Raw genomic sequence first — 26,129 nt, forward strand, 5'->3', positions numbered from 1 at the left:
ACATGACCACCGAATCGGCCGGCCCGAGGCTCCTCGGGCCGGCCGAGGTGCGTGCGCTCGCGGCCGAGCTCGACCTACGGCCGACCAAGCAGCGCGGGCAGAACTTCGTCATCGACGCCAACACCGTGCGCCGGATCGTGCGCGAGTCCGGCATCACCGGCGACGACGTGGTCGTCGAGGTCGGGCCCGGCCTCGGCTCGCTGACCCTCGCCCTGCTCGAGGTCGCGAAGCGCGTCATCGCGATCGAGGTCGACCCGCTCCTCGCCGAGCGGCTGCCGGCCACGATCGCGGCGTACGCCCCGGGCCAGGTCGACGCCTTCGAGGTCGTGCTCGCCGACGCGATGCGCGTCGAGGAGGTGCCCGGCCCGCCGCCGACCGCGCTGGTCGCCAACCTCCCCTACAACGTCTCGGTCCCGGTGCTGATCCACCTGCTCACGCTGCTGCCGTCGCTCGAGCGCGGGCTCGTGATGGTGCAGGCCGAGGTCGCCGACCGGCTGGCCGCCGGTCCGGGGTCGAAGACCTACGGCGTGCCCAGCGTGAAGGCCGCCTGGTTCGCCGACGTACGACGTGCCGGTGCGATCGGACGCAACGTCTTCTGGCCGGCGCCCAACGTCGACTCCGGTCTGGTCGCCTGGACCCGGCGCGATCCGCCGGACACCACCGCCACGCGCCAGGAGGTCTTCGCCGTCGTCGACGCCGCGTTCGCCCAGCGTCGCAAGCAGGTCCGCGCGGCCCTCCGCGGGCTGGCCGGCTCGGCCGAGGTCGCGACCGCCGCCCTCGAGTCGGCCGGCGTCGACCCGACCGCGCGCGGCGAGGTGCTCACCGTCGAGGACTTCTCCCGGATCGCCGAGGGCCTGACGCGGGCGCGGGTGCAGTGAACACCACCGTCCGCGCCGCCGCCAAGATCAACCTCCACCTCGGCGTCGGCCGGGTCCGCGAGGACGGCTTCCACCCGCTCGACACCGTCTACCAGGCGATCGGGATCCACGACGACCTGTCACTGGCCGCCGCCGACGACCTCACCCTGGCGACCCGTGTCGCCGACCACATCGACCCCGCCGACGTACCCGACGGACCCGACAACATCGTCCTGCGCGCCGCTCGACTGCTGGCATCGCACGCCGGTCGCCCGGCCACGGGCGCGTTCGAGGTCCGCAAGGACATCCCGGTCGCGGGCGGCATGGCCGGCGGGTCGGCCGACGCCGCCGCCGCGCTCGTGGCCTGCGACCGGCTCTGGGGCCTGGGGACCTCCGACGACGACCTGCTCGCGCTGGCCGCCGAGCTGGGCAGCGACATCCCGTTCTCCCTCGTCGGCGGTACGGCGCGGGGCGTGGGCCGCGGCGAGCTGGTGACGCCGGTCGACGACCGCGGCGCGTGGTGGTGGGTCGCCGTCCCCGCCGCGGAGGGCCTCTCGACGCCCGCGGTCTACCGCCACTTCGACACGATGCGCCCCGACGCCCCCGAGGTCCCGGCCTCGGCCGACGCCCTGCTCGCCGCGCTGGCGTCCGGCGAGCCCGTACGACTCGCGCGGGCGCTGCACAACGACCTCCAGGAGCCGGCGATCGACCTGCGTCCCGAGCTCGGGGACCTGATCACGCTGGGCGAGGCCGAGGGTGCGCTCCGCGGGATCGTCAGCGGGTCGGGACCGACCGTGGTCTTCCTGTGCGACTCCGCCGACGGCGCGCGCGAGACGGCCGCCGGCCTCGCGGGTGCCGGGCACGACGTCGTCCTCACCGCCACGGGGCCGGTCGCGGGCGCCCACCTGCTGGCCTAGGGACATCTCCCCGGACCCCTCGGCCGGGCGCTAGGGTGTGCGCGGCATGTCGCGCTTACCGGGGGAGGCATCGTGACCGTGTTCCTGCTGGTCGGCGCGCTCGGAGTGCTGCTGCTGGTGGTCGCGCTCGTCCTCGGCGACGTGCTCGACGGTGCGTTCGAGGGACTCAGCGCCGGCTTCTTCTCGACCGAGGCGCTAGCGGGCTTCCTGGGCGCCCTCGGCTTCGGCGGCGCGATCGCGTTGTCCGCCACCGGCTCCACCTCGCTCGCCGTCATCATCGGCCTGGTGCTCGGCGTGCTGCTGGGCGCCCTGGCGGCGAAGGCCTCGTCGTTCCTGCACGGCACCGGCGAGACCGACACCGTGCGCACCTCCGACATGGTCGAGAAGATCGGCTCGGTGGTCAGTGCGATCCCCGCCGACGGCTTCGGCGTGGTGTCGATCAGCGTCGGCGGCCACATCACCCGGCTCAACGCCCGCTCGAGCGTCCCCGTCGAGGCCGGCACCCAGGTGAGCGTCACCTCCGTCATCTCGCCCACGGCCGTCCACGTCGAGCCCCTCTTCCTGCCCTGACCCGTCCGTCGTACGCACTTCGCTAGGAGCCCCATCCATGTTCGGTCTGTCCGCCGTCGTCACCGCCGTGATCGGCCTCGTCGTCCTCCTGGTGCTCCTCGCGCTGCTGGTGGTCACCCGCTACAAGGTCGCCGGGCCCAACGAGTCGTTCATCATCACCGGGCGCAAGGGCAAGGGCGAGGTACGCAACCCGGAGACGGGCGAGATCTCCACCGACCTGTCCGGCCAGAAGGTCGTCATGGGCGGCGGCGTGTTCGTCATCCCGTTCGTGCAGCGCCTCGCCACCCTCGACCTGTCCTCGCGTCGCATCTCCGTGCAGATCCGCGGCGCGGTGTCGGGGCAGGGCATCAAGCTCAACCTCGACGGCGTCGCGCTGGTCAAGGTCGGCGGCAACGAGGACTCGATCCGCGCGGCCGGCCAGCGCTTCCTCAGCCAGCAGGCCGAGATCGAGACCTTCACCCAGGAGGTCCTCGCGGGTGCGCTCCGCTCGATCGTCGGCTCGATGTCGGTGGAGCAGATCATCCGCGACCGCGCCGCCTTCGCACAGCGGGTCGCCGAGGAGTCCGAGTCCTCGCTGACCGGCCAGGGTCTCGTGCTCGACACCTTCCAGATCCAGGACATCACCGACGACGGCTCCTACCTCGCCGACCTCGGCCGTCCCGAGGCCGCCAAGCTCAACCAGCTCGCCTCGATCGCCGAGGCCAACGCGCGCCAGGCGGCCGAGCAGGCGCGGATCGCCGCGGAGCAGGAGATCGCGATCACCCAGCGCGCGCTCGCGCTCAAGAGCGCCGAGATCAAGGCCGAGACCGACGCCGCCAACGCGCAGGCCTCCGCCGCCGGCCCCCTCGCGCAGGCCGACCGCGACCAGGCGATCCTCCTCGAGCAGGAGAAGGTGGCTGTCCGTCAGGCCGCGCTCAAGGAGCGCGAGCTCGACACCGAGGTCCGCAAGCCCGCCGACGCCGAGCGCTACCGCGTCGAGACCGAGGCGCAGGGTCGCCGCAACTCCCAGATCCTCGAGGCCGAGGCCAAGAAGGCCGCCTCCATCGCGGCGGCCGAGGCGGACGCCGAGAAGGCCCGGCTCACCGGTGAGGGCGAGAAGTCCCGCCGTTCGGCGCTCGCCGAGGCCGAGGCCATCGAGGGTGCCAAGCGCGGTGAGGCGGAGAAGGCCCGCCGCGTCGCGGAGGCGGACGCCGTACGTGCCGAGGGTGAGGCGCAGGGTGCCGCGATCCTGGCGGCCGGCCAGGCCGAGGCCGAGGCGATGGACAAGAAGGCCGCGGCGTTCGCGGGCTACAACGAGGCCGCCGTCCTGCAGATGCTGATCGAGGTGCTGCCGAAGGTGGCCGCCGAGCTCGCGCGGCCGATGGCCGGCATCGACAAGCTCACCGTGATCTCGGCCGACGGCGCCGGCGAGCTCCCGCGGCAGGTCACGAACAACCTCGTCCAGACGATGGAGCTGCTGAAGACGACCACCGGCCTCGACATCGAGTCGCTGATCCAGAAGTACGCCGGCACCTCCTCCTCGCCCGCCGCGGTCGCCGCGCCGGCTCCGGCCGCGGAGGACGACGAGCCCACGCGCTGATCCACCGCTCCGGGGCGTCGACCGACGCCGATCCGCGTCCGCGGGGGTGCGCCTGAGAGGATCGCCCCCGACATGGCGAACCTCATCAACCTCGAGCGCGTCTCGAAGTCCTACGGCGTACGGCCGTTGCTCGACGACGTCTCCCTCGGCATCTCCGTGGGGGAGCGGGTCGGCATCGTCGGCCGCAACGGCGACGGCAAGACGACGCTGCTCGAGGTGATGACCGGGATCGAGCAGCCCGACGCCGGCCGGGTCTCGCGCACCCGCGGCGTCGAGATCGGATACCTCCACCAGGGCGACGAGCTCGTCGACAGCCACAGCGTCCGCGAGGCCGTGCTCGGCGGCCGCGAGGACCACGAGTGGGCGGCCGACGCGACGACCCGGCAGGTGGTCGAGGAGCTGCTCGCCGGAGTCACGCTCGACCGGGCCGTGGTCGGGCTGTCGGGTGGCGAGCGCCGTCGCTGTGCCCTGGCCGCGCTGCTGCTCTCGCGCCACGACCTGATCGTGCTCGACGAGCCGACCAACCACCTCGATGTCGAGGCCGTCGCGTGGCTCGCCGCGCACCTCGTCTCGCTGCCCAGCGCGCTGATCGTGGTGACCCACGACCGATGGTTCCTCGACGAGGTCTGCCAGACGACGTGGGAGGTCCACGACGGGGCGGTCGACTCCTACGAGGGCGGCTACGCGTCGTACGTCCTGGCCAAGGCCGAGCGGTCCCGGCAGGCCGCCGCCTCCGAGACGCGACGGATGAACCTCGCCCGCAAGGAGCTCGCCTGGCTGCGGCGCGGCCCGCCGGCGCGTACGTCGAAGCCGAAGTTCCGCATCGACGCGGCCAACGCCCTCATCGACGACGTACCGCCGCCGCGCGACCGGATGGAGCTCCAGCGCTTCGCCAGCCAGCGGCTCGGCAAGGACGTCGTCGACATCGAGGACGTCGACCTCGCGCGCGGCGACAAGGTGCTGCTCGACCACGCCACCTGGCGGATCGGGCCGGGTGACCGCATCGGCATCGTCGGGGTCAACGGCGCCGGCAAGACCTCGCTGCTGTCGCTGATCGCCGGCACCCTGCCGCCCGACGTCGGGCGGGTCAGGCACGGCCGGACGATCGCGATGCAGCACCTCACGCAGGCGCTCGACGACGTCGACCCGGAGGGTCGCGTGCTGCCGACGGTCGAGTCGATCCGACGCGTCACGAAGACCCTCGACGGGCAGGAGATCACCGCGACGTCGATGCTCGAGCGTTTCGGCTTCACCGGCGACCGGCTGACCGCGCGCCTCGGCGACCTCTCCGGTGGCGAGCGACGGCGCTTCCAGCTGCTCAAGCTGCTGCTGACCGAGCCCAACGTGCTGCTGCTCGACGAGCCGACCAACGACCTCGACATCGACACGCTCAACGTGCTCGAGGACTTCCTCGACAGCTGGCCCGGCACCCTGATCGTCGTCTCGCACGACCGCTACTTCCTCGAGCGGGTCACCGACTCCGTCTGGGCGCTGCTCGGTGACGGGCAGGTCTCGATGCTGCCCCGCGGGGTCGACGAGTACCTCGAGCGTCGGTCGAGCGAGCAGGCGGCTGCCGCGGCCACGTCACCGCAGGCGGTCGCTCCGACGACCAGCGACGTCCCCGGCCCGGCCGCCGCCAAGGCGCGCCCCGGCTCGGCCGAGGACCGAGCGGCCCGCAAGGTGCTGGCCCGGGTGGAGAAGCAGCTCGAGCGCATCGCCGTACGCGAGGCGGAGCTGCACGCCGAGATGGAGGCCAACCTCAGCGACTACGACCTGCTCGCGCGCGTCGGCAACCAGCTCGGCGAGCTGGCCGCGGAGAAGGACGAGCTCGAGATGGAGTGGCTCGAGGCCTCCGAGGCCGTCGAGTAGGCGCCTCTCGTGCTGTCGGAGTCCCCGCATGTGCGGGGACTCCGACACTCCGAGGCGGTTGCAACCCCCTCCAGGTGTCCGACTCGCCCTCCCAGTCCGGTGGAGACGAGCTCAGCTGAAGGGCGCGAGCAGCGAGCGCAACAGGCCGGCCAGCTGCGTACGCTGCTTGTCCGGCAGGTCGGCGAGCAGGTCGGCCTCGGCCGCGAGGAGTGCCTCGAAGGCGCCGTCGACGGTGGCCTTGCCGTCGACCGTCAGCCGGACCAGGACGCCGCGGCGGTCCTTCGGGTCGGGGAGGCGCTCGACGAGTCCGCGGGCGGTGAGCCGGTCGACCCGGTTGGTCATGGTGCCGCTGGTCACGAGGGTCTCGCGGAGCAGGCGACCGGGGGAGAGCTCGTACGGCGACCCGGCCCGGCGCAGCGCGGCCAGCACGTCGAACTCCCACGACTCGATGCCGTGCGCGGTGAACGCGTCGCGGCGGGCGAGGTCGAGGTGGCGGGCCAGTCGGCTGATGCGTGAGAACACCTCGACAGGTGCGAGGTCGAGGTCGCCGCGCTCGCGCCCCCAGGCCTCGACCAGGTCGTCCACCTCGTCCCGCATGCGGGCCATCCTGCCAGATGTCGGGTTCGGTCGAGAATCTTGACATCGAGAGAGATGTGGCGGAGGGTGGGAGATGTCTCGACATCAAGACATATTCCCGGGTAGTTCAGGGTGATCTGGTCATGGGAGAGTCCTGACGACCACCATCTCTCCCTGAACTACGCGGACGGAGGAGCGACCACATGAGCCACACCTGGGACCCCGACCGCTACCTGGCGTACGCCGACGAGCGCGGGCGGCCGTTCGTCGACCTGCTCGCCCGGGTGCCCGCCGAGGCGCCCAAGGTCGTGGTGGACCTCGGCTGCGGCCCGGGCAACCTGACGTCCCTGCTCGCCGACCGGTGGCAGGGCGCGGAGGTCGTCGGCATCGACAGCAGCCCGGAGATGATCGCGGCCGCCCGGGACATCGAGGGCGTGAGCTGGGAGGTCGCCGACCTGCGCGACTGGGCGCGCCCCGACCCGCTCGCACTGCGCGCGCCCGTCGACGTGCTCGTCTCCAACGCCACCCTCCAGTGGGTGCCCGGGCACCTCGAGCTCCTGCCCGGCCTGCTCGACCGGGTCGCGCCGGGCGGCTGGCTCGCGTTCCAGGTCCCCGGCAACTTCGACGAGCCGAGCCACACCGCACGCACCGAGCTGGCCGCGCGCGAGCCCTACGCCGCGCACACCCGCGATGCCCGGGTGCCGACGAGCCACGACCCCGACGTCTACGCGCGCGTCCTGCTCGACCTCGGCTGCGAGGTCGACGCGTGGGAGACGACCTACCTCCACGTGCTCACCGGCCCCGACCCCGTCTTCGACTGGGTCTCCGGCACCGGCGCGCGCCCCACGCTCCAGTCGCTGCCCGACGACCTGCGACCGCTGTTCGAGGAGGAGTTCCGGGCGCTGCTGCGCGAGGCCTACCCGGCCGACTCCTCCGGACGCGTGGTCCTGCCCTTCCGCCGGATCTTCGTGGTCGCCCGCAAGCCCGACGGCGTCCGGGTCTGATGCGGCTCCACCACGTCCAGGTCGCCTGCCCGCCCGGCGGGGAGGACGTCGCACGCCGGTTCTACGCCGACGGGCTCGGGATGTCCGAGGTCGACAAGCCGGCCGACCTCGTGGCACGTGGCGGCTGCTGGTTCCGGGCGTACGACGGCGAAGGACGCACCACGGTCGGCGCAGAGCTGCACGTCGGTGTCGAGGACCCGTTCGCGCCGGCCCGCAAGGCCCATCCGGCCTTCGTGGTCGACGACCTCGACGCGGTGGCCGGACGACTGCGGCACCTCGGCTTCGACGTCGACGAGAGCCAGCGCGACACGTTCCCCGGCCACGTCCGGTTCCACACCTTCGACGGCCACGGAAACCGGGTCGAGGTCCTCGCGGCCACTCCCTAGCATCGGCGCATGCACCTCCTGCTGATCCTCGGACCGCCGGCCGTCGGGAAGATGACGGTCGGGCGCGCGGTCGCCGAGCGGTCGTCGTACAAGCTCTTCCACAACCACCACACGATCGAGCTGCTCCTCGACGTCTTCGACTACGGCACCCCGCCGTTCCGGACCCTCAACACCGAGTTCCGCCGGCGACTCATCGAGGAGGCCGCGACCGCGGGCACGGACCTCGTCTTCACCTTCGTGATGGGCATGGACGAGCAGGCCGAGGCCGACTACCTCGAGCGCCTCGTGGCGCCGTACGGCGAGCGGGTCGCGGTGGTCGAGCTCGTCGCGGGCCTCGACACCCGGCTGGTGCGCAACCGCACCGAGCACCGGCTGGCGGAGAAGAAGTCCAAGCGCGACGTCGACTGGTCGGACGACAACGTGCGCGAGCTCGAGGCCGACTACCGCATGACCGCCGAACCCGGACGGGACGCGCCGGGGGAGCGGTTGCTCGCCCGCTGGCCGCACCTGGCGATCGACAACACCGACCTCTCGGCCGACGAGACGGCGGACCGCGTCCTCGCGTGGCTCGTTACCGGCGGGTAACGTACGCGGCATGCCTGCCGTCCTGGACCTCTGGAAGAAGACCACCGCGCTGCCGCTGGGCGACCGGATCTTCTCGCTCGCCTTCAGCCAGAAGGCGCCCTACTTCGCCACCATCCGGCCCCGGTTCACCGTGCTCGAGCCCGACCGCGCCGAGCTGGTGATCACCAAGCGGCGCCGGGTGCACAACCACATCGGCACCGTCCACGCGATCGCGCTGTGCAACGGCCTCGAGGCCGCGATGGGCGCGCTCGCCGAGGCGACGATCCCGCGCGACCGGCGCTGGATCCCTAAGGGCATGGAGGTCGCCTACACCGCCAAGGCCGACTCCGACGTCACCTGCATCGCGGAGACCGACCCGGAGCAGTGGACGCAGGAGATCGGGGAGGGGTACGACCTGCCGGTCCGCGTGCGCGGCGTACGGGCCGACGGAACCGTGGTGGTCGAGGGCGAGATCCGGCTCTGGGTGACCGAGAGGTCCTGAGCGGAGCGAAGGGCGTCGACGTCTCAAGCACGTCCGAGCTCGCGAGGACGTGACCGCCCGACGGAGCTAGGGCCGCCCGGGGACCTGCTCGCCGACCATCCCGACCTCGAGCACCTTCTTCTCGCCGACCAGCCGGCGCTGCAGCCACATCGCGATCGCCGTCAGCAGCAGGTTGACGATGACGTAGATCGCCGTGATCACGATGATCGTCGGCACGTGGTTGGCGAACTGCTGGTAGATGGGCTTGGCGATGCGGGTCAGCCCCAGGCCGGCCACGGCGTAGCCCAGGCTGGTGTCCTTCAGCGCGACGACCATCTGGCTGATGATCGCCGGGATCATGATCTTGACCGCCTGCGGAAGCAGCACGATCGTCATGACCTGCGTCTTGCGCATCCCGATGGCGTACGCCGCCTCGGCCTGGCCGCGCGGCACGGCGTTGATGCCGGCGCGGAAGACCTCCGCGAGCACGGCGCCGTTGTAGAGCGTGAGGGCGAGGACCACGGACCAGTACGTGCGGCGGCTCAGGGGGTCGAAGTCGCCGAAGACGGTGTAGAAGCAGAAGATCATCAGCATGATGACCGGCACGGCCCGGAAGAACTCGACCACGAGCCAGCACGGCCAGCGGACCCACGCGTGGTCCGAGAGCTTGCCGACGCCGAACAGCACGCCGAAGACGACGGCGAGGATGACGGCGCTGAACGCCATCTGCAGGGTGACCATCAGGCCGTCGACCAGGATGGCCTCGATGTAGCGAGGCGTGAGGAAGGGCTCCCACTTGTCGTACTCGAGCTGGCCGGTGGCGTAGAGGCGCCACAGCACGAAGGCGACGCCGGCCACGAGGGCGATCCCGGCGACGATGCTGTAGGTGCGGTGCCGCGCGACCGTTGCCGGACCGGGTGCGTCGAACAGGACACCGGCGCTCATGTCAGGCCACCTTCCATCGGCGCTCGAGCAGGGTCGAGAGCAACGAGACGATCTCGACGAGGACGACGTAGCCGAGCGCGAAGGCGACGAAGATGCCCACCCGCTCGTCGGCGTAGTCGTTGGTGAACCCCTTCATCCGGCCCACGGCCTCGATGACACCGAAGACCCCCGCGATCGAGGTGTTCTTCAGCAGTGCGATGAGGGTGCTGGCCAGCGGCGGGACCGAGGCCCGGAACGCCTGCGGGAGCACGACCTGCGACATGACGCCGCCGAAGGGGAGGCCGATGGCTCGCGCGGCCTCGGCCTGCCCGAGCGGCACGGCGTTGACGCCGGCGCGGATCGCCTCGCAGATGAAGGCCGCGGTGTAGAGGCTGAGCGCGGCGACGGCGGCGCTGAAGAACGACGTGAAGTCGTAGGGGCCGATGTGGATGTCGACCCAGGTGAAGCGGAGGGTGTCGAAGATCTTGGGCGCGCCGAGCTGGAAGAACAGGAAGATCATGACGAGCGGGGTGTTGCGGACGAGGGTGACGTAGGCCGTGCCGAAGGTGCGCAGCACCGAGACGGGACCGACCCGCATCGCTGCCAGCACGGTGCCGAGCACCAGCGCGAGCACGGCCGACACGAGGAACAGGAAGACCGTGTAGCCGAAGGCCTTGAAGTACAGGTCGAGGTTGTCCAGGACGGCGCTCACGCCACTCCTCTCAGGGGGATTCCCGAACCGGGCCGGCATCAGCGCCGGGCCCGGTCCGGGAGGGATCGATCAGGTGATCAGGACTCGCAGGCGTCCATCTCGGGGAGCTCGGGCACGTCGACGCCCGAGGGGCCGAGCGTGGCGTTGAAGGCCTCCTCGTAGGTGCCGTCGTCGTAGGCCTCCGTGATCGTGTCGACGATCCACTGGCACATCTCCGGGTAGTCCTGCGAGTAGCCGACGCCGATGCGCTCCTCGGAGAACTCGTCGCCCACGACCTTCAGGTCGCCCTCGTTCTGCGCGGCGTAGCCGGCGAGGATCGTGCCGTCGGTCGACATGGCCGACACTGTCCCGTCGAGCACCTTCTCCACGCACTCGGAGTAGGTGTCGAAGCCGACCGGCTTCGCGCCCTCGGCCTCGACGTTGTCGAGTGAGGTCGAGCCGGTCACCGAGCAGACCTCCTCGCCCTCGACGTCTGCCACGGACTCGATGTCGGAGTCGGCCGCGACCAGCAGCTGCTGACCGGTCACGAGGTAGGGGCCGGCCTGGCCGACGACCTGGCGCCGCTCGTCGGTGATGGAGTACGACGCCAGCACGAGGTCGACGGTGCCGTCCTCGAGGAACGGCTCGCGGTTGTCGGAGATCGTCTCGACGTACTTCACCTTCGAGGTGTCGTTGGGGTCGATGCCGAGGCTGGCGACGAGCACCTTCGCCATCTCGACGTCGAACCCGGTCGGGATGTCGGAGGCAGCGTCCTTGAAGCCCAGGCCGGGCTGGTCGTACTTGACGCCCACATTGATCGTGCCGGCGTCGGCGAGCTCCTTCATGCGCGTGCCGTCGTCGAAGCTCGAGGCCGCGTCGTCGGCGACCTCGACGTCCGGGCCGTCGGTCTCCTCGCCCGCGTCGCCGCAGGCAGCGAGCGACAGGGCCAACCCCGCCGTGGCGATGATCGCCTTGGTCCTGGTGAATCTCATCCTTGCTCTCCTTCTGTTGGCGGCCCGAGGCCGTCTGGGGGTGTCTGGGGATGGAGTGGTGCTGTGTTCCCGAGTCTGTGTGGGTCGTGCTGGCGGGGCGTACGGGGTCAGTGCTTGAGGATCTTGCCGAGGAAGTCCTTGGCCCGGTCCGAGGTCGGGTTCGTGAAGAACTCCTCGGGGGTGTTCTCCTCGACGATCGCGCCGTCGGCCATGAACACGACGCGGTGCGCGGCGGTGCGGGCGAAGCCCATCTCGTGGGTGACGACGATCATCGTCATGCCCTGCTCGGCGAGGTCGATCATCACGTCGAGGACCTCCTTGATCATCTCCGGGTCGAGCGCGGAGGTCGGCTCGTCGAAGAGCATCACCTTCGGCTCCATCGCCAGTGCACGGGCGATCGCGACCCGCTGCTGCTGGCCGCCGGAGAGCTGGGCGGGGTACTTCTCGGCCTGGTGGCCGACGCCGACCCGGTCGAGCAGCTCGCGCGCCTTCTTCTCCGCCGCCTCCTTCTTCTCCCCGCGGACCTTGATCGGGCCGAGCGTGACGTTCTCGAGGATCGTCTTGTGGGCGAAGAGGTTGAAGCTCTGGAAGACCATCCCGACCTCGGCGCGCAGCGCGGCGAGGGCCTTGCCCTCCTGCGGCAGCGGCTGGCCGTCGAGGGTGATCGTGCCCTCGTCGATCGTCTCGAGTCGGTTGATCGTGCGGCACAGCGTCGACTTGCCCGAGCCGGACGGGCCGATGACCACGACGACCTCGCCGCGCTTGACGGTGAGGTCGATGTCCTTGAGGGCGTGGAGCTGGCCGAAGTGCTTCTGCACGTCGCTCAGCACGACGAGGGGCTCGCCCCGGGTGGCCGTGACGGATCCCGATTCCTGCGCGGTCATAGGCGCAACCTATCGGCAGGTGGCCCGTCCGGGCCATGTCGCATGGCCCGAACGGACCATCACAGATGCGTGACGATTCCCGCCTCGGGGTCCCAGCGCCGCAGCGTGGCCAGGGTGAGCGTCACGTCCGCGTGCCCGAGCACCTCCAGCGCAGCGGGTACGTCGACCCGCCTGACGCGGCGGGCCAGGGTGACGTGCGGCAGCCAGCCGGCGTGCTGCACGTCCGTCAGTCCGGAGCGCAGGTCGAGCACTGCGCGGACCAGCGCGTCGGGCACGTCGAGCAGGCGGACGATCGACACTTTGGCCCCGCCGAGCAGCCCGATCCCTCCGATCCGGGCCTCGGTGGGCAGCAGTGGGGCGACGAGGTCACGGGCCTGCTGCTCGTCCTCGGCGGCCAGCGCCGGGGCGGCGACCACCGTGACGTGCGGGCTGTTGGTGGCACCGCGGTGGTCCAGCTGGGACGGGAGCCCGGCGTCGTGCAGCGCCTGCCAGTCTCGGCGTACGACGTCACTCCCGGCATCGTCCGGCAGCAGCTCGATCGCGTGCAGTCGGGGCATGGGGTGAGCCTAGGTCCGGCACGACCAGGAGGTGCTCGACGTCCTCGACCACCTCGTAGTCGCAGGTGAGCACCGAGCGCACGATGCGCTGCCGGGGCAGCTCCACGCCCCTCCGCTCGCGGTGGTGCTCCTCGCCGTCGACGCCGAAGACCCGCTCCCACGCGGTCCACTCGACCGAGTAGACGTGCGCGGTGGCGCTCATCGCGCGACCCGTCGCCCGAAGGTGGTCCCCCACAGTGGTGTCGTCACGAGATCCCCCCGGATGCCCGTCGTTGTTACTCTCTCGTTGGTCAAACGTTGCTCTTGTGGAGAAGTTACGGGCCCGCTGGGAGCACGCCGTCGCAGCGGTTCGGTCAGCGGACCGTGCGACGCCCGCTCGAGGTGCGTGAGGCCGATGCCGACGCGGCGTCGAAGACCCGCACCCAGTCGACCTGGGCGGTGTCGCCCAGCTCGTCCGACGTCAGCTCGGCGAGCTCGTAGTCCGAGGTGAGGTTCGACAGCACCAGGTACTGCTGGGCCTGGGAGACCGCGGTCTGCTCGCGGTAGTACTCACGACCGTCGACGCGGAAGACGTACTCCCGGGGGGTCCACTCGACCGAGAACACGTGGAACTCGTCCCACCAGTCGTTCCGCTTGGCGAGGATGCGTCGGGCGGCGGGAACGGGGTCGCCGAGGCTGACCTTGTTCCAGCCGGCCTGGTAGTAGTGGATGCTCGAGCTGATGGTCTCGGTGCCCCGGCCGTTGTCGCCGAAGAACTCCATCACGTCGATCTCGGCCCCCGCGGCGGGGTCGCCGTCGGCGTACACCGTGCCGGCGGGAAGCATCCAGAAGCCCGAGTGCATCCCCTTGGCGCGCTGCGGCTTGATGCGGGCAGCGACGATGCCGTGCTGGAAGAGCCGCGTGTGCTCGGTGGCCACCTGGCTGTTGAGGAGGTACGGGCTGGTGCCCGAGGTGGTACCGGCCGCTCGCGTGGAGGTGTAGGCGCACGGGGTCCCCGCGAGAGCGGGGTCGAGGGCGACGCCGAGGTGCAGCACGCCGCCGCTGACCCGTCGGGCGCTGGGGTCGGTGCGCGCGCAGGTCCGCGGGGCGTAGACGCTCTCGTGCTCGCGCTTCTGGTCGTTCCACACCGTGGCGTCGAGGGTGGTGCCGGAGAAGGTGTCCTCGAACGACGCCCGCCACCGCTTCGTCGCCACCGCGCCGGTCACCCAGGTGCGGCCGCTGCTGGCCGTGCGGGCGCGGTAGGTCCCGGGCGCCGGCGCGAAGGAGGCGGACCCCCAGCCGTCCTCGAGCGCGGTCGAGACCGGCTTCCAGCCGCGCCGCGTCTGCCGCTCGAGCGTGACGATGCTCCCGGGCGCGGCGGGGGTGAAGGTGGCGACCAGGGTGCCGGCGTCCGAGGGGGCCGCAGGTGCGGTTCCCGGCTGCACGATCGGGGGCAGGGAGACGAGGGTGCCGCGGACGTCCGCCTTCCGCGCGCCCGGACGGTGCTTCTGGGCCGCGTCGGCGCTCGCGCTCGTCCCGGCGAGCAACAGCACGGTAACAACAGAGAGGATCACCGCGCGGAAAGTAGGGTGAGCAGCCCTCTCGACACACGTATCCGTCGCACCGTGGGTCCTTGAGCTGCGCATGTCGCGTCTCCCGTTACCGTCTGGGGGGACCCAGGAGGCTGAATGCCGCCTGAGTGTTACCGGTCTGTTGATCTGAGGGAGACCTTGCGGGAAAAAATGGCAGAAATAGGTAAACCGTTGACAACTGGTGTGAACAGGTCAGGGCCCATGGCCCCATCGGCCCATGGCGGCGTGGTCAGAAAGGGCCACGCGGGCCATGGATCGCGGGACTAGTCCTCACCCTTCGGGCGCCTCGTCGACCTCGCGGGCGCGTCGAGTGCGGATTCCGTCGGCGCCCGGCGACCGCCGTACGCTGGATCCCGCCATGAGCACCGTTTCCGACAGCCCCGCCGACGCCGCTGTGCGCACCTACGAGGTCAAGACCCACGGGTGCCAGATGAACGTCCACGACTCCGAGCGCCTCGCGGGGCTGCTGGAGGACGCGGGCTACGTCCGGGCGAGCGGCAGCCAGGCCGACGTCGTCGTGCTCAACACGTGCGCGGTCCGGGAGAACGCGGACAACAAGCTCTACGGCAACCTCGGCCAGCTCGCGTCCGTGAAGGCCGCGACCCCCGGGATGCAGATCGCCGTCGGCGGCTGCCTGGCGCAGAAGGACCGCGAGACGATCACCTCACGCGCGCCCTGGGTCGACGTCGTCTTCGGCACCCACAACATCGGTTCGCTGCCGGTGCTGCTGGAGCGGGCGCGGATCGCCGAGGAGGCGCAGGTCGAGATCCTCGAGTCCCTGTCGGTCTTCCCCTCGACGCTGCCGACGCGGCGCGAGTCGGCGTACGCCGCCTGGGTGTCGGTGTCGGTCGGGTGCAACAACACCTGCACGTTCTGCATCGTCCCGGCGCTGCGCGGCAAGGAGAAGGACCGCCGGCCCGGCGAGATCCTCGCCGAGATCGAGGCGCTCGTCGCCGAGGGCGTCACCGAGATCACCTTGCTGGGCCAGAACGTCAACGCCTACGGCGTGGAGTTCGGCGACCGGCAGGCGTTCTCCCAGCTCTTGCGCGCCTGCGGGTCGATCGAGGGCCTGGAGCGGGTGCGCTTCACCTCGCCGCACCCGGCCGAGTTCACCGACGACGTGATCGAGGCGATGGCGGAGACGCCCAACGTGATGCCGTCGCTGCACATGCCGCTGCAGTCGGGCTCGGATGCGGTCCTGCGCGCGATGAAGCGCTCCTACCGGCAGTCGAAGTTCCTCGGGATCATCGACCGGGTGCGCGCCGCGATCCCCGACGCCGCGATCACGACCGACATCATCGTCGGCTTCCCCGGCGAGACCGAGGAGGACTTCCAGGCCACCCTCGACGTCGTCCGCGCCGCGCGCTTCTCGTCGGCCTTCACCTTCCAGTACTCCAAGCGCCCCGGCACGCCCGCCGCCGTCCTCGAGGACCAGATCGCGCCCGACGTGGTCAAGGACCGCTACCTCCGCCTCGCCGCCGTCGTCGACGAGATCGCGTGGGAGGAGAACAAGGCGCTCGTCGGTCGCACGCTCGAGCTGATGGTGTCGGAGGGCGAGGGCCGCAAGGATCTCGAGACCAAGCGGCTCTCCGGCCGTGCGCCGGACAACCGGCTCGTGCACTTCTCGGCCGACTTCTCCGGCCTGTCCGACTCCTCCGTCCGGCCGGGCGACATGGTCACCGTCGAGGTCACCTACGCCGCCCCCCACCACCTCGTCGCCGACGGCCCCGTCCTCGCCGTCCGCCGCACCCGTGCGGGCGATGCCTGGGAGCGCCGAACGTCCGCCCCGTCCGCGCCCAACGGCGTGGGTCTCGGCATGCCGACGGTCGGGGTCCCCGCGCCCCTGCCGCCGGCTGCCCCTGCCTGCGGCTGACCTTTTCCCTTTGTCGGAGTCCCCGCCTGTGCGGGGACTCCGACCACAGTGCGGTGATCCTGGTGCGGCAGCCGCACCACAGTGACCGCACAAGCGACGTTCAGCCGGCGAGGCGGTCCGTCTCCGGGCACTGCGGACAGAGGGTGAGCACGCCGTGCCACCCGCGTACCTCGAGGAGCCGCCCGACCCTGGTTGCCGTCGTGCACGGACGGCCGAACACCTGCCCCCAGCCCAGGCGCACGGTCCCGAGCCGCTCCACCGCGGCGTCGATCGCGGTCGAGGTCGGCGTCGCGCTGAGCAGCGCGGTCGTGCCACATCCGTCCATCGAGCTCGACCAGCTGGTCGTACGCGTCGTAGGCCACGTCGCGGTAGACCGGCCCCCGGCTCGACCCGAGGGCCTGCCGGCGGCCGGTCGGCAGGCCGTGCGGCCGTTCGACGAGGGTGAGGTAGCCGTGCTCGAGGACCGAGCACGTTCCGTGCTGCAGGTCGGCCACCACGCCGGTGAGGAACTCGCGCCGGGGGACCCGGGCCCGCGCATCCAGTGCTGCGCTGATGCGCGCTGCCTGCGTGCGCCGGGCCTGGATCGCGTCCGCGAGGACCGAGATGGCGCCGAAGTCGTCGGGCTCGCGAGCGGCGACGTCGATCAGCGCCTCCTCGATCCGTACGCGTGGCGGGCTGGTGTTCCACATGACCCGCTCGTGGAACCCGCTGGTCCGGTGCAGGCGGTACCCGGCGGTAGGCACCCGCGCATGGCGATCGCGATCCACCGCGAGGTGGATGACCGAGTCGTCGGACGCAGCGCGGCCGGGTCCGTCCGCGGCGCGGAGTGCGCTCTCACGGGTCAGCGCCGCCGGCCACACCAGGTGTACGCCGACCCACGCCCGCTGCAGCCAGGTGAGCTCCCCGGTGTGGTTGACGTACACCCCGTCGTGGACGCGAACCAGGTCGCGCCGTCGGATCAGGCGCTGGAGGTCGTACGGCGCCATCTGCGCGTCGCCGTTGAGCTGGCGACGGGAGATGACGCCGGACTGGAGCGAGATGAGGTCGGCGTACGCCTTGAGGTCCATCCCTCATGCTCGGCGGCGCTCCGGGGCGCCCGCCAGAGGCCGTGCCGCGCCTGTGGAGAAGCACTGTGCGGTGATCCTGACGCGGGATGCGCACCAGGATCACCGCACAACTGTCGGAGTCCCCGGATATCCGGGGACTTCTGAGGAGCTGGACGGCTCAGGCGGGAGGTTCCGGCGACCCGTCCTCGGCCTCCTGGCCGGCGTCGGGGGAGGCCGTCGTACCGGCCTCGGCGTCGTCCGCCTCGCCCTCGGGCGCCTGGGGCTTGTCGTCGGGCTCGGAGACGCCGTCGGGGAGCACGTCGTCGACGGCGGGGTTGTCGTCCGGGTTCAGGTCGCGGCCCAGGCCGTTGTCGTCCGGGTCGTCGGCGATCGCGTCCACGCCGCCCGGGTAGAGCTCCGGGTCCTCCGTCACCGGGGTCGGCATCGGGCTCAGCTCGTCGTTGCTCATCGGGTTCCCTCCCATGGGTGATCGCTCAGATGGTGCCTCGCCGGTCCCGGGCCGACCACCCCCGAGGGGCGGGGCGGGCGCCGAAACCTCAGAAGCCGAAGGTCAGGTAGACAGCACCGGACGACAGCTGCGCGAGCGCGTACGCCTCGTGCGGCACCATCGGCTCGGGCAGCGCCGAGAGCGGGAACCAGCCGATCTCGGCCGCCTTCTCGGGCTCGACCACGCGCGGCGTCCCGCTCCACGAGCGGGACGTGAAGAACCAGTCGACCCGCTCGTCGATCGCGTCGGCGTGCTGCGTGCGCTGCATGGTGAACTCCAGCGTCAGCGAGACGTCGGTGACGCCCAGCTCCTCGACCGCCTCGCGTCGCGCGGCGTCGTACGCCGTCTCGCCCCGCTCGACGTGCCCGGCCGCGGCGGCTGCCCAGTGCCCGTCCATGTAGGGGGTGCCCTGCCGCAGCTGGAGCAGCACCTCGGTGCCTGCGTCGCCCTCGCGGAGGAGGTAGACGTAGGACGCGGGGACGAGTGCGAAGCGGTCGGTCACGCCGCCGACCCTAGGCAGTCAGGGGGCAGGCGTGGCGGGCGGGATGTCGTCGTTCTTGCCGTCGAGGTTGTCGAGGGCGTCGCGCGCCTTGCCGGTCGCCTGGTCGATCTTGTCGGCGTGCTTGCCACCGGTCTTCTCGTTGGCGAACTTGCCGGCCTTGTCGATGCCGTCGGCGATCTTGTCGCCGTGCTGGTCGACCGCCTCGGTGAGCTTGGCCTTCGCCTTGTCCAGGAAACTCATCAGGTCCTCCTTGAGGAGCGCCGGCCCACCCGGACGGGTGAGGACTCCAGCAGTGACGACGATAGCCAGACTGCGACAATCCGGACATGCCTCGTCCCATCGTCGCCCTCGTCGGTGCGACGGCCTCCGGCAAGACCGGGCTGAGCCTCGACCTCGCCGAGCGCCTCGGCGGCGAGGTGGTCAACACCGACGCGATGCAGGTCTACCGCGGCATGGACATCGGCACGGCGAAGCTCCCGGTCGACGAGCGCCGCGGCATCCCGCACCACCTGCTCGACCTGCTCGACGTCACCGAGCCGGCGACCGTCGCCCTCTTCCAGGGGTGGGCGCGCGAGGTCGTCGCCGGCATCCGCGAGCGAGGAGCGACCCCCGTCCTCGTCGGCGGCTCGGCGCTCTACACCCGCGCGATCGTCGACCGCTTCGAGTTCCCCGGCACCGACGAGTCGTTGCGCCGCGAGCTCGAGGCCGAGCTCGAGCGGGTCGGCGGCCAGGCACTCCACGAGCGGCTCGCGCACGTCGACCCCGACGCCGCCGCGCAGATCCAGCCCGACAACGGCCGGCGCGTGGTCCGCGCCCTCGAGGTCATCGCCCTCACCGGGCGGCCCTACGGCGCCAGCCTCCCGCGACTGGAGTACGCCGACCCGCTGACCGTGCAGATCGGCGTCGACATCGACCGGCCGACGCTCGACGAGCGCATCGCCCGCCGGGTGGACGAGATGTTCGCCGGCGGCTTCGTCGAGGAGGTCGAGGCCCTGCTGGCCTCCGGCCTCGCGGACGGGCGTACGGCCAACCGCGCCATCGGCTACCGCGAGGTCGTCGGCTACCTCGCGGGCGACCGGTCGAGGGCCGAGGCGATCGAGCAGACCAAGACCGCGACGCGGCGCTTCGCCCGGCGCCAGGACGGCTGGTTCCGCAAGGACCCGCGCATCGTGTGGGTCGCGCACGACGACCCCGACCGCGTGGCGAAGGCGGTCGGGGCGATCGACGCCCTCGTCGGGTAGAGCGCAACGTCGATCAAGCGCGCTGTCGGTGGCCGGTGTGAGGGTGGCTCGATGGCGACCATCTACTACACCGGCTGCACCCTCGACGGCTTCATCGCGACCGACGACCACTCGCTCGACTGGCTGACCTCGCGCGACATCGACCAGGACGGCCCGATGGCCTACCCGGCGTTCCGCGAGCGGCTCGGCGCGTGCGCGATGGGTGCGACGACCTGGCAGTGGATCCTCGACCACGACGACGACCCGTGGGGTCCGCTGCCGACCTGGGTGCTGACCCACCGCACCTTCCCGGAGGCTCCGCCCAGCGTGCGGTTCGACCGCGACGACGTACGCCGCGTCCACGCCGACATGACCGAGGCCGCCGATGGCAAGGACCTCTGGATCGTCGGCGGGGGAGAGCTGGTCGGGCAGTTCCACGACGCGGGACTGCTCGACGAGGTGTGGCTCCAGTACGCCCCGGTGGCGATCGGCAGCGGCGCGCCGGTGCTCCCGCGGCACGTCGAGCTCAGACTCGAGGAGACCGCGCGCAACCGTGACTTCATGTGCGGTCGCTACACGGTGGTGCGCTGAGACACCCTCCGGCGGGCGTGGACAGCCCGCGCGGCGTGGGGGCAGGGTGGACGGACCATCTCTCGGGAGGAACCCCCCATGCACCTGCGTACGTCCCTCGCCGCCGTCACCGCGGCCGGCCTCGTCTCCGGGCTCGTGCTCGCGAACCCGACGGGCGCGACCGGCGCCCAGCCGCCGGGCGGCGCCGACGCCCGGCCGACCGCCAAGATCCCGACCGCGATCGGCAAGGGCGGTGCCGTCACGACGGTCGACCCCGAGGCCAGCGCGGCCGGCCTCAAGGTGCTGAAGGCCGGCGGCAACGCGGTCGACGCGGCGGTCGCCGCGGCCGCGACCCTCGGCGTCACCGAGCCCTACAGCGCCGGCATCGGCGGTGGCGGCTACTTCGTCTACTACAACGCCAAGACCGGCAAGGTCCGCACGCTCGACGGCCGCGAGACCGCGCCCAGCAGGATGCCGCAGGACGCGTTCATCGACCCGGCGACCGGCAAGCCCTACCCGTTCACGCCCGACCTGGTGACCAGCGGCGTCAGCGTCGGCACGCCCGGGACCCTCGCGACCTGGGACAAGGCCCTCGCCAACTGGGGGACCTGGACGCTCGGCGAGGCGCTCGCCCCGGCCACCAAGGTCGCCGACCGTGGCTTCAAGGTCGACGAGACCTTCCGCCAGCAGACCCTCGACAACGAGGAGCGGTTCCGCGCCTTCAAGGACACGAAGAAGCTGTTCCTGCCCGGCGGCGACGCCCCCGAGGTCGGCTCCATCTTCCGCAACCCCGATCTGGCCGCGACCTACCGGACGATCGCCGCGAAGGGCACGTCCGCGTTCTACCGCGGCCCGCTCGCGCGCCTGATCTCCGACGTCGTGCGCAAGCCGCGGACGAGCAAGAACACCGAGCTGCCGACCCCGAAGGGCTACCTCACGCCGCGCGACCTGCGCGACTACAAGGTCCGCTCGCAGCGCGCGACGAAGGTGAGCTACCGCGGCCACGACGTCTACGGCATGGCGCCGTCGTCGTCCGGCGGCACCACTGTCGGCGAGGCGCTCAACATCCTGGAGCGCTACGACCTGCCGGCGATGACGCCCGAGGCGGCCCTCCACCACTACCTCGAGGCGAGCGCGCTCGCCTTCGCCGACCGCGGGAAGTACGTCGGCGACCCGGCCTTCGTCGACGTCCCGGTCAAGCGGCTGCTGGACGACGAGTACGCCGCCGAGCGCGCCTGCTCGCTCGACCCGAGCAAGGCGGCCACCAAGCCGGTCGCCGCCGGCGACGTGACGTCGTACGACGGGGTGTGCGGCCCGGCGACCGCGAAGGGCACGACCGACGCAGACACCGAGAACATCTCCACCACCAACCTCACCGTCGCCGACAAGTGGGGCAACGTCGTGGAGTACACCCTCACCATCGAGCAGACCGGCGGCTCGGGCATCACCGTCCCCGGCCACGGCTTCCTGCTCAACAACGAGCTGACCGACTTCTCGACCGTGTACGACGCCGCCGACCCCAACCGGATCCAGCCGGGCAAGCGGCCGCGCAGCTCCATGTCGCCGACGATCGTGCTCAAGGACGGCAAGCCGTTCCTCGCGCTCGGCTCGCCCGGCGGCTCGACGATCATCACCACGGTGCTGCAGATGCTGGTCAACCGGATCGACCTCGGGATGACCATCGAGCAGGCGATCGCGGCGCCGCGCGCCAGCCAGCGCAACACCGCGAGCGTCACCGCGGAGCCAGCATTCATCGACGCCTACGGTGCCGCCCTCACCGCGCTCGGCCACACCCTCGCGCCGGCGGGCGACGCCTTCACCAGTGCGGCCGAGATCGGCGCCGCGACGGCGATCGAGTTCGGCCCGGGCAAGAAGCTCACTGCGGTCGCGGAGCCGTTCCGCCGCGGCAAGGGCTCGGCCAAGGTGGTCTCACCGGAGTAGGCCCTTCGCCGGTTGAGGTGCGAGGGCGCCCGAGCCTCGAAACCCCTGGGGTTTCGAGGCTCGCTCCGCTCGCACCTCGACCACCGAGGGGGTGCCACACTTGGACCGTGAGCTACCCCTTCCTCAAGGGCCACGGCACGGAGAACGACTTCGTGGTGCTGCCCGACGCTGACGGCAACGTGCACGGCGAGCTGTCCGAGGACCGGGTGCGCGCGCTCTGCGACCGCCGCGCCGGCATCGGCGGTGACGGCGTGCTGCGCGCCGTACGCCGGGACGGCGGCTGGTTCATGGACTACCGCAACTCCGACGGGTCGGTCAGCGAGATGTGCGGCAACGGCATCCGGGTGTTCGCGCGCTACCTCCACGAGCGCGAGGGCGAGCCGTTCCCGATGAAGATCCACACCCGCGACGGGATCAAGGTCCTCGACCGCACGGGTGACGACTTCACCGCCGACATGGGCGCCCCCGAGGTCTTCGCCGCGACCGAGGTGACCGTGACGGGTCGCAGCTACCCGGCCGCACACGTCTCCATGGGCAACCCCCACGCCGTCGTCTTCGTCGACAACCTGGCCGAGGCCGGCTCCCTCGACGAGGAGCCCGAGCACGACGACTCGGTCTACCCCGACGGCGTCAACGTCGAGTTCGTCGTACGTCGCGGCGAGCACCATGTCGCGATGCGGGTCCACGAGCGCGGCTCGGGCGAGACGCGGTCCTGCGGCACCGGCGCGTGCGCGGTCGCGGTCGCGACCTCGCTCGTCGACGAGGCACCCCGCGGTACGCCGTACCGCATCGACGTCCCCGGCGGCACGCTCACCGTCGTGTGGACCGAGGACGACCGCGTCCTGCTCACCGGGCCGGCCGTCCTCGTCGCCGAGGGCCTGACCGACCTCTGAGGTCGAGTGCCCTCGCGGCACCGTCCGCCGCACGGCCGCGCACTCGACCCTTCTAGGATCCGGGCCATGGACATCACCGGATCTTCCGCCATCGTCACCGGCGGCGCGAGCGGCATCGGTGCCGCCGTCGCGCGCGCCCTCGCCGCCAGGGGCGCGGTCGTGGTCGTCGCCGACCTCAACGCCGAGAAGGGCGAGGCGCTGGCCGCCGAGATCAACGGCGTCTTCGCCTCCGTCGACGTGACGAAGACCGAGCAGGTCGCCGCCGCCGTCGAGGCCGCTGCCGAGATCGCTCCGCTGCGTGCGTGCGTCAACTCCGCCGGCATCGGCTGGGCGCAGCGCACGATCGGCCGAGACGGGCTGCTCGAGCAGGCGCACGACCTCGACGCCTTCCGCAAGGTCGTCGAGATCAACCTCATCGGCACCTTCGACATGACCCGCCAGGCCGCGACCGTGATGAGCCGCAACGAGCCCGACGAGGACGGCCAGCGCGGCGCGATCGTCAACCTCGCGTCGGTCGCCGCCTTCGACGGCCAGATCGGCCAGGCGTCCTACTCCGCCTCCAAGGGCGGCGTCGTCGGGATGACCCTCCCGGTCGCCCGCGACCTGTCGGCCGCCGGCATCCGGCTCAACACGGTGGCGCCCGGCCTCATCGACACCCCGATCTACGACGCGTTCCCCGATCCCGACGAGTTCAAGGCCAACCTCGGCCAGAACGTGCTCTTCCCCAAGCGCCTCGGCCGCGCCGAGGAGCTCGCCAGCATGGTCGTCGAGTGCCTCACCAACTCCTACATGAACGGCGAGACGATCCGCGTCGACGGCGGCATCCGGATGCCACCGAAGTGAGGACGTCGTAGGGTCGCGCCCATGAATCGGGGGATTCTCGCTCGCGCGACGCTCGTGACCATTGCGGCCATCGCCGGACTTCCGGTCCTGCTCGCTCCGGCGTCGGCCGCGCCGGTGGCGTGCACCCAGAGCTTCCAGGGCGCCGGCGGTTTCGTTCCGGACGGGCAGGGCCGCCCTTTCACCCTGACCGTGCCGGACGACGCGTTCCTCCCGGGCGCGACGGTGACCGACGTCGATGTCCGGGTGGTCTGGGAGAACGCGCGCGCCGCCACCATCAGCGCGGTGCACGCCGGTGCGACACAGCCGCTCCTCTCCTCGCTCGGGCTCGACTACCGGGCCTACGACGTGACCTTCGACGACGAGGCGCCTGCCGCATGGACCGCCGCAGCCACCACGGGACGGCACCGGCCGTCGGGCGACCTCGCTGCCTTCGACGCGTCGAGCGCCGCCGGACAGTGGGGCCTGGCCGCCAGCGCGCCCTTCAACTTCGGGCCGCTCGTGATCTCGAGCTTCGAGGTGACCATCACGACCTCGGGCTGCGACTCCGACGGGGACGGCGTCGCGGAGAACGTCGACAACTGTCCGACCGTTCCCAACGCTGACCAGCTCGACTGGGACGGCGACCAGCGGGGCAACGCCTGCGACGGCACGCCCGGCACGCCACCGCCGACGCCGTCCCCGACGGCCGCGTCTCCCACCACCGCGCCGTCGACGACCCCGCCGGTCGCGCCGATCTCGCCGTCCTGCACGGCTGGCTGCGCCTACACCCGGACGGTGGACCTGCGCCACCAGGCTGCGCGACACCGACTGCTCGGGACGGTCACCTCACCCGCGGTCGGGTGCGAGAGCAGCGTCCCCGTCACCCTGTGGCGCAAGCGGTCGGGGGCCGACCGCAAGCTGGTGGTCCTGACCACGCGGGCATCGGGATCCTTCCGCACGAAGGCGCCGCGCAGGGCGGGCCGCTACTACGCCACGGTCACGTCCAGGGACCAGGCGCTGTGCGGCGACGCCAGCTCGCGCGTCGTACGGATCCGGCGACGCTGACCGTCGGGACGTCGGACCTCCGCCGCGGGCTGGTAGCCGTTCACCCCACCGCCCTTTCCCGGGGTGTGGCCGGGCGAGCCGGCCACACCTACCCTGTGCCGATGCGCCTGCTCCCGACCCGGCTCGCCCTGATCGCACTGGTGGCTGGATTCGTGTCGATGGTCGGCCCGGCCGCTCCGGCCGGTGCCGCGCCCGTGCCGTGCGTACGCACGATCAACGGTGCGGCGGCCAACGTCGCGCCGGACGCGGCTGGCGATCCGCCGTTCACCTCGACGGCGATCGACCTCCAGGCACCGGTGGCCCCCGGGCTCGTCGAGGACGTCGACGTCTCGGTCTCGCTCGACCATCCCGACGCCTACCAGGTGCGCGTACGCCTCTCGCACGCCGGCACCACCTCCATCCTCCAGCGACGGTTCGCCGACAGCGGCCCGCAGGTGCGGCCGCTCACGTGGGACGACGAGGCGGCCGCGGTCTACGGGCCGACGTCGACGCCCGGCACCTACCGACCCGACCAGCCACTCAGCGCCCACGACGGAGCGGCCTCGGGTGGTGCGTGGCGGCTGCTGGTCGACAACTGGGGGGCAGCCGCCGGACGCGTGGTCTCGTGGAGCATCACGATCAGCTACACCGCCTGCGACGGGGACGACGACGGCGTCGAGGACCACGTCGACAACTGCGACCCGGTGGCCAACCCCGACCAGTCCGACATCGACCGCGACGGGATCGGCGACGCGTGCGACGGAGACCCCGACGGTGACGGCGTCGGCTCCCAGGCGGACAACTGCCCGCAGGTCTCCAACGCGACCCAGGTCAACAGCGACGCCGACGCGCTCGGCGACGCGTGCGACGCCGACGACGATGACGACAGTCGTGCCGACGTGAGCGACGGGTGCCCGCTGGTCGGGGCAGCCACCTCGTCCGGGTGCCCGGCCGTGGCGACGAAGGTCCGGCTCCGCAAGGAGAAGTCGCGCCTCGTCGGTCGCGTGCGCTCCGACCGCGGGGCGTGCGTCGACCAGGTCCGGGCCACCGTGAAGAGGAAGAAGCCCGGCCGCGACCCCAAGCTGGTCGTCGTCATGACGAAGCCCGACGGCCGCTTCCGTACGCGGCTCCCGAAGGCGGCCGGTCGCTACTACGTCGTCGTCCGCAAGCGGTACGCCGTCGGCGTCGCCGAGTGCGGCAGCAGCCGGTCCGCCGCCGTCCGGGTCCGCCGCTGACGTTCGGGGCCGCCGGCAGGTTTCAGGACTCCGTCCGCGGGGAAGGTCCCGCG

29 protein-coding genes are annotated in these 26,129 nt (G+C 71.6%); 17 read left to right on the forward strand and 12 right to left on the reverse strand.

The window, feature by feature from the left end:
• The first annotated feature begins 2 nt into the window (after positions 1–2).
• The 5 genes from rsmA to JI751_RS16440 all read left to right on the forward strand — a co-directional run bounded on the left by rsmA (position 3) and on the right by JI751_RS16440 (position 5,792).
• A complete protein-coding gene (gene rsmA, locus JI751_RS16420; protein WP_201938987.1) occupies positions 3–878 on the forward strand; it encodes a 16S rRNA (adenine(1518)-N(6)/adenine(1519)-N(6))-dimethyltransferase RsmA in 876 nt (291 codons plus the stop codon).
• The gene (locus JI751_RS16425; RefSeq protein ID WP_201938988.1) at positions 875–1,774 is read left to right on the forward strand and encodes a 4-(cytidine 5'-diphospho)-2-C-methyl-D-erythritol kinase; all 900 of its coding nucleotides are present in this window, start codon (positions 875–877) and stop codon (positions 1,772–1,774) included. The genes rsmA and JI751_RS16425 overlap by 4 nt, the downstream gene beginning before the upstream one ends.
• A 72-nt stretch (positions 1,775–1,846) precedes the next feature.
• Complete coding sequence (locus JI751_RS16430) at positions 1,847–2,344, forward strand: NfeD C-terminal domain-containing protein (RefSeq protein ID WP_201938989.1); 498 nt, start codon at positions 1,847–1,849, stop codon at positions 2,342–2,344.
• Between the two features lie 37 nt (positions 2,345–2,381).
• Positions 2,382–3,923 (forward strand): flotillin family protein, encoded by a 1,542-nt coding sequence (locus JI751_RS16435; protein ID WP_201938991.1) that lies wholly within the window; start codon positions 2,382–2,384, stop codon positions 3,921–3,923.
• A 72-nt stretch (positions 3,924–3,995) separates the two neighbouring features.
• On the forward strand, positions 3,996–5,792 hold the full coding sequence (locus tag JI751_RS16440; protein ID WP_201938993.1) for an ABC-F family ATP-binding cassette domain-containing protein: 1,797 nt from the start codon (positions 3,996–3,998) through the stop codon (positions 5,790–5,792).
• A 111-nt stretch (positions 5,793–5,903) separates the two neighbouring features.
• On the opposite strand, the gene JI751_RS16445 is transcribed toward JI751_RS16440, so the two are convergent.
• A complete protein-coding gene (locus JI751_RS16445) occupies positions 5,904–6,389 on the reverse strand; it encodes a MarR family winged helix-turn-helix transcriptional regulator (protein ID WP_201938994.1) in 486 nt (161 codons plus the stop codon).
• A gap of 182 nt (positions 6,390–6,571) precedes the next feature.
• Here JI751_RS16445 and JI751_RS16450 point away from each other — a divergent pair, with 182 nt between their 5' ends.
• From JI751_RS16450 to JI751_RS16465, 4 genes are read left to right on the forward strand one after another with little or no spacing between them, the layout of a single operon-like run.
• Positions 6,572–7,372, forward strand: a complete 801-nt coding sequence (locus JI751_RS16450; RefSeq protein ID WP_201938995.1) for a trans-aconitate 2-methyltransferase — start codon at positions 6,572–6,574, stop codon at positions 7,370–7,372.
• The gene (locus tag JI751_RS16455) at positions 7,372–7,758 is read left to right on the forward strand and encodes a VOC family protein (RefSeq protein WP_201938996.1); all 387 of its coding nucleotides are present in this window, start codon (positions 7,372–7,374) and stop codon (positions 7,756–7,758) included. The genes JI751_RS16450 and JI751_RS16455 overlap by 1 nt, the downstream gene beginning before the upstream one ends.
• Before the next feature lie 9 nt (positions 7,759–7,767).
• Entirely contained in the window at positions 7,768–8,343 is a 576-nt protein-coding gene (locus tag JI751_RS16460) for an ATP-binding protein (RefSeq protein WP_201938997.1), read from the forward strand.
• A 10-nt stretch (positions 8,344–8,353) separates the two neighbouring features.
• The gene (locus JI751_RS16465; protein ID WP_201938998.1) at positions 8,354–8,824 is read left to right on the forward strand and encodes a hotdog fold domain-containing protein; all 471 of its coding nucleotides are present in this window, start codon (positions 8,354–8,356) and stop codon (positions 8,822–8,824) included.
• Between the two features lie 66 nt (positions 8,825–8,890).
• Here the strand turns inward: JI751_RS16465 and JI751_RS16470 are convergent, their stop codons facing one another.
• From JI751_RS16470 to JI751_RS16500, 7 genes are all read right to left on the reverse strand, one after another.
• On the reverse strand, positions 8,891–9,748 hold the full coding sequence (locus tag JI751_RS16470; RefSeq protein ID WP_201939000.1) for an amino acid ABC transporter permease: 858 nt from the start codon (positions 9,746–9,748) through the stop codon (positions 8,891–8,893).
• Between the two features lies 1 nt (position 9,749).
• Complete coding sequence (locus JI751_RS16475; protein WP_201939001.1) at positions 9,750–10,439, reverse strand: amino acid ABC transporter permease; 690 nt, start codon at positions 10,437–10,439, stop codon at positions 9,750–9,752.
• Positions 10,440–10,516: 77 nt separating this feature from the next.
• Positions 10,517–11,410: a glutamate ABC transporter substrate-binding protein gene (locus tag JI751_RS16480; RefSeq protein ID WP_201939004.1), complete on the reverse strand. Its 894-nt coding sequence runs from the start codon at positions 11,408–11,410 to the stop codon at positions 10,517–10,519.
• Positions 11,411–11,517: 107 nt separating this feature from the next.
• Entirely contained in the window at positions 11,518–12,294 is a 777-nt protein-coding gene (locus tag JI751_RS16485) for an amino acid ABC transporter ATP-binding protein (RefSeq protein ID WP_201939005.1), read from the reverse strand.
• 59 nt (positions 12,295–12,353) lie between these two features.
• On the reverse strand, positions 12,354–12,851 hold the full coding sequence (locus tag JI751_RS16490; protein WP_201939006.1) for a 2'-5' RNA ligase family protein: 498 nt from the start codon (positions 12,849–12,851) through the stop codon (positions 12,354–12,356).
• A complete protein-coding gene (locus JI751_RS16495; RefSeq protein WP_201939007.1) occupies positions 12,802–13,053 on the reverse strand; it encodes a hypothetical protein in 252 nt (83 codons plus the stop codon). Before JI751_RS16495 ends, JI751_RS16490 begins: the two co-directional genes overlap by 50 nt.
• Positions 13,054–13,204: 151 nt before the next feature.
• On the reverse strand, positions 13,205–14,404 hold the full coding sequence (locus JI751_RS16500) for a glycoside hydrolase family 16 protein (protein ID WP_201939008.1): 1,200 nt from the start codon (positions 14,402–14,404) through the stop codon (positions 13,205–13,207).
• A gap of 376 nt (positions 14,405–14,780) precedes the next feature.
• Here JI751_RS16500 and miaB point away from each other — a divergent pair, with 376 nt between their 5' ends.
• Positions 14,781–16,295 carry a tRNA (N6-isopentenyl adenosine(37)-C2)-methylthiotransferase MiaB gene (miaB, locus tag JI751_RS16505; protein ID WP_201939009.1) on the forward strand — a complete coding sequence of 505 codons (1,515 nt, stop codon included), beginning with the start codon at positions 14,781–14,783 and terminating at the stop codon, positions 16,293–16,295.
• Positions 16,296–16,395: 100 nt separating this feature from the next.
• Here miaB and JI751_RS16510 read toward each other — a convergent pair whose 3' ends face one another.
• The 4 genes from JI751_RS16510 to JI751_RS16525 form a co-directional block, all read right to left on the reverse strand.
• Complete coding sequence (locus JI751_RS16510) at positions 16,396–16,620, reverse strand: hypothetical protein (RefSeq protein WP_201939684.1); 225 nt, start codon at positions 16,618–16,620, stop codon at positions 16,396–16,398.
• An 899-nt stretch (positions 16,621–17,519) separates the two neighbouring features.
• On the reverse strand, positions 17,520–17,810 hold the full coding sequence (locus tag JI751_RS16515) for a hypothetical protein (protein ID WP_201939010.1): 291 nt from the start codon (positions 17,808–17,810) through the stop codon (positions 17,520–17,522).
• An 88-nt stretch (positions 17,811–17,898) separates the two neighbouring features.
• Positions 17,899–18,351 carry an NUDIX domain-containing protein gene (locus JI751_RS16520; RefSeq protein ID WP_201939011.1) on the reverse strand — a complete coding sequence of 151 codons (453 nt, stop codon included), beginning with the start codon at positions 18,349–18,351 and terminating at the stop codon, positions 17,899–17,901.
• 18 nt (positions 18,352–18,369) lie between these two features.
• Positions 18,370–18,591 (reverse strand): antitoxin, encoded by a 222-nt coding sequence (locus JI751_RS16525; RefSeq protein WP_201939012.1) that lies wholly within the window; start codon positions 18,589–18,591, stop codon positions 18,370–18,372.
• Between the two features lie 86 nt (positions 18,592–18,677).
• Between JI751_RS16525 and miaA the strand changes: the two genes are divergently transcribed.
• The 7 genes from miaA to JI751_RS22080 all read left to right on the forward strand — a co-directional run bounded on the left by miaA (position 18,678) and on the right by JI751_RS22080 (position 26,076).
• Positions 18,678–19,592: a tRNA (adenosine(37)-N6)-dimethylallyltransferase MiaA gene (gene miaA, locus JI751_RS16530; RefSeq protein WP_201939014.1), complete on the forward strand. Its 915-nt coding sequence runs from the start codon at positions 18,678–18,680 to the stop codon at positions 19,590–19,592.
• Positions 19,593–19,643: 51 nt separating this feature from the next.
• Positions 19,644–20,162 carry a dihydrofolate reductase family protein gene (locus JI751_RS16535; protein ID WP_201939015.1) on the forward strand — a complete coding sequence of 173 codons (519 nt, stop codon included), beginning with the start codon at positions 19,644–19,646 and terminating at the stop codon, positions 20,160–20,162.
• Positions 20,163–20,240: 78 nt separating this feature from the next.
• Positions 20,241–22,082: a gamma-glutamyltransferase gene (gene ggt / locus JI751_RS16540; protein WP_201939017.1), complete on the forward strand. Its 1,842-nt coding sequence runs from the start codon at positions 20,241–20,243 to the stop codon at positions 22,080–22,082.
• Between the two features lie 107 nt (positions 22,083–22,189).
• Complete coding sequence (dapF, locus tag JI751_RS16545; RefSeq protein ID WP_201939019.1) at positions 22,190–22,975, forward strand: diaminopimelate epimerase; 786 nt, start codon at positions 22,190–22,192, stop codon at positions 22,973–22,975.
• A gap of 66 nt (positions 22,976–23,041) precedes the next feature.
• Positions 23,042–23,818 carry an SDR family oxidoreductase gene (locus JI751_RS16550; protein ID WP_201939025.1) on the forward strand — a complete coding sequence of 259 codons (777 nt, stop codon included), beginning with the start codon at positions 23,042–23,044 and terminating at the stop codon, positions 23,816–23,818.
• Positions 23,819–23,839: 21 nt separating this feature from the next.
• Positions 23,840–24,862, forward strand: coding sequence for a thrombospondin type 3 repeat-containing protein (locus JI751_RS21965; RefSeq protein WP_201939026.1), 1,023 nt, complete (start codon positions 23,840–23,842; stop codon positions 24,860–24,862).
• A gap of 101 nt (positions 24,863–24,963) precedes the next feature.
• Positions 24,964–26,076, forward strand: coding sequence for a thrombospondin type 3 repeat-containing protein (locus JI751_RS22080; protein WP_201939027.1), 1,113 nt, complete (start codon positions 24,964–24,966; stop codon positions 26,074–26,076).
• Positions 26,077–26,129: the final 53 nt, after the last annotated feature.

Origin of the sequence: Nocardioides baculatus (assembly GCF_016735675.1) — a bacterium.
GTDB lineage: Bacteria > Actinomycetota > Actinomycetes > Propionibacteriales > Nocardioidaceae > Nocardioides > Nocardioides baculatus.

Bases quoted from the DNA above. Each gene is read 5' to 3' on its own strand.
- JI751_RS16535 (WP_201939015.1), top strand. From the start codon at position 19,644: ATGGCGACCATCTACTACACCGGCTGCACCCTCGACGGCTTCATCGCG.
- JI751_RS16485 (WP_201939005.1), bottom strand. From the start codon at position 12,294: ATGACCGCGCAGGAATCGGGATCCGTCACGGCCACCCGGGGCGAGCCC.
- ggt (WP_201939017.1), top strand. From the start codon at position 20,241: ATGCACCTGCGTACGTCCCTCGCCGCCGTCACCGCGGCCGGCCTCGTC.
- JI751_RS16470 (WP_201939000.1), bottom strand. From the start codon at position 9,748: ATGAGCGCCGGTGTCCTGTTCGACGCACCCGGTCCGGCAACGGTCGCG.
- JI751_RS16525 (WP_201939012.1), bottom strand. From the start codon at position 18,591: ATGAGTTTCCTGGACAAGGCGAAGGCCAAGCTCACCGAGGCGGTCGAC.
- rsmA (WP_201938987.1), top strand. From the start codon at position 3: ATGACCACCGAATCGGCCGGCCCGAGGCTCCTCGGGCCGGCCGAGGTG.
- JI751_RS16435 (WP_201938991.1), top strand. From the start codon at position 2,382: ATGTTCGGTCTGTCCGCCGTCGTCACCGCCGTGATCGGCCTCGTCGTC.
- JI751_RS16515 (WP_201939010.1), bottom strand. From the start codon at position 17,810: ATGAGCAACGACGAGCTGAGCCCGATGCCGACCCCGGTGACGGAGGAC.
- JI751_RS16445 (WP_201938994.1), bottom strand. From the start codon at position 6,389: ATGCGGGACGAGGTGGACGACCTGGTCGAGGCCTGGGGGCGCGAGCGC.
- JI751_RS16460 (WP_201938997.1), top strand. From the start codon at position 7,768: ATGCACCTCCTGCTGATCCTCGGACCGCCGGCCGTCGGGAAGATGACG.
- miaB (WP_201939009.1), top strand. From the start codon at position 14,781: ATGAGCACCGTTTCCGACAGCCCCGCCGACGCCGCTGTGCGCACCTAC.
- JI751_RS21965 (WP_201939026.1), top strand. From the start codon at position 23,840: ATGAATCGGGGGATTCTCGCTCGCGCGACGCTCGTGACCATTGCGGCC.
- JI751_RS16480 (WP_201939004.1), bottom strand. From the start codon at position 11,410: ATGAGATTCACCAGGACCAAGGCGATCATCGCCACGGCGGGGTTGGCC.
- JI751_RS16455 (WP_201938996.1), top strand. From the start codon at position 7,372: ATGCGGCTCCACCACGTCCAGGTCGCCTGCCCGCCCGGCGGGGAGGAC.
- JI751_RS16495 (WP_201939007.1), bottom strand. From the start codon at position 13,053: ATGAGCGCCACCGCGCACGTCTACTCGGTCGAGTGGACCGCGTGGGAG.
- miaA (WP_201939014.1), top strand. From the start codon at position 18,678: ATGCCTCGTCCCATCGTCGCCCTCGTCGGTGCGACGGCCTCCGGCAAG.
- JI751_RS22080 (WP_201939027.1), top strand. From the start codon at position 24,964: ATGCGCCTGCTCCCGACCCGGCTCGCCCTGATCGCACTGGTGGCTGGA.
- JI751_RS16450 (WP_201938995.1), top strand. From the start codon at position 6,572: ATGAGCCACACCTGGGACCCCGACCGCTACCTGGCGTACGCCGACGAG.
- JI751_RS16465 (WP_201938998.1), top strand. From the start codon at position 8,354: ATGCCTGCCGTCCTGGACCTCTGGAAGAAGACCACCGCGCTGCCGCTG.
- JI751_RS16550 (WP_201939025.1), top strand. From the start codon at position 23,042: ATGGACATCACCGGATCTTCCGCCATCGTCACCGGCGGCGCGAGCGGC.
- JI751_RS16490 (WP_201939006.1), bottom strand. From the start codon at position 12,851: ATGCCCCGACTGCACGCGATCGAGCTGCTGCCGGACGATGCCGGGAGT.
- JI751_RS16440 (WP_201938993.1), top strand. From the start codon at position 3,996: ATGGCGAACCTCATCAACCTCGAGCGCGTCTCGAAGTCCTACGGCGTA.
- JI751_RS16510 (WP_201939684.1), bottom strand. From the start codon at position 16,620: ATGGACGGATGTGGCACGACCGCGCTGCTCAGCGCGACGCCGACCTCG.